The following is a 1,252-nucleotide window of genomic DNA, read 5'->3' as shown; positions in this document are numbered from 1 at the left end:
CATTCTCCTGATGGACGAAGCCTATTCGGCGCTCGATCCGCTGATCCGCGTCGACATGCAGACGGTGCTTCTCGACCTGCAGAAGGAACTGAAGAAGACGGTGGTGTTCATCACCCATGATCTCGACGAGGCGCTGCGCCTCGGCGACAAGATTGCGATCCTGCGCGATGGCCGCGTGGTGCAGCAGGGCACGGGCCAGGAAATCGTGCTGTCGCCGGCCGACGACTACATCACCGCCTTCGTCAAGGAAGTGAACCGCGGCCGGGTTATCAATGTCGAAACGATCATGCGGCCGCTTTCCGGCAATGCCGAGGGCGTGCCGCTGGCGGCCGGGACGGTGCTGGAAGCAGCAGCCCGCAGCATGACCGCCGCCCGCGTTTCAAGCGCCCATGTGGTCGATGGCAACGGCCGCCCGATCGGCGCGCTCGATCTCTCGACGGTCATCGCCGCCATGGTCACACCGGTCAGTCATGAAGACCGTGCGGCGGCGTAAACTTCGATGGCATTAGGCTGGCGACCGCCCCTCATCCGCGCGGTGAGGGAAGCGCCCCTCATCCGCCTGCAGGCACCTTCTCCCCGTTTTGACGGGGAGAAGGGACAAGTGGCGATGCCACGTTTCCCGACTAGCAGAGCTATTTTGATGCTTGGAAGCAGCGTCCGGAACGCCAGCCAAGGGTCAGCGGTTGCCGCCGCCTTCGTCCCCACGCCCCGCTTGCGGGGAGAGGATTAGGGTGAGGGGCAAGCCTCGCACCAATGTGTTGAGAGATCAGTTCGTAGTGGTCGTCGACGTTGCAGCGGCGACCGGTTCGGCGGCGCTGGCAGCACTTGCGTCTTCCTTCGGCGGCAGGAACTTGTCGAGGAGCGAGATCATGTCGTCGTCGCGCGATTGCGCCGTCTTGCCGCCCATGACGACGGCGACCAGCCGCGTGCCGCCACGCTTGGCGGAGGTCACGAGATTGTAGCCGGAAGCGTCCGTATAACCGGTCTTGATGCCGTCGACGCCTTCGTAGCGCTTCATCACGCCGTTATGGCCGCGCAGCTTCATGCCGCGGAACTCGATCGTCTTGTTCGCGAAGAGCTGGAATTCCTCGGGAAAGTCGCGCATCAGCGCGAGGCCGAGCGTCGCCATGTCGCGCGCGGTCGTCACCTGCGCCGGATCCGGCAGACCGTTGGCATTCTTGAACACCGTACGGCTCTGGCCGAGCGCCTGCGCCTTGCTGGTCATCATCTGGCCGAAGGCCGCTTCCGTTCC

At 64.3% G+C, this 1,252-nt stretch carries 2 pseudogenes; one reads left to right on the top strand and one right to left on the bottom strand.

Going from position 1 to position 1,252, the window contains the following annotated elements:
- Positions 1-493, top strand: a pseudogene (locus I8N66_RS37405) (proline/glycine betaine ABC transporter ATP-binding protein); the annotation flags it as partial.
- 273 nt (positions 494-766) lie between these two features.
- Here the strand turns inward: I8N66_RS37405 and I8N66_RS37400 are convergent.
- Positions 767-1,252 (bottom strand): annotated as a pseudogene (locus I8N66_RS37400) (D-alanyl-D-alanine carboxypeptidase); the annotation flags it as partial.

The organism is Ensifer sp. SSB1 (genome assembly GCF_016652895.1).
GTDB lineage: Bacteria > Pseudomonadota > Alphaproteobacteria > Rhizobiales > Rhizobiaceae > Ensifer.
This window is presented reverse-complemented; position numbering and strand designations above follow the sequence as displayed.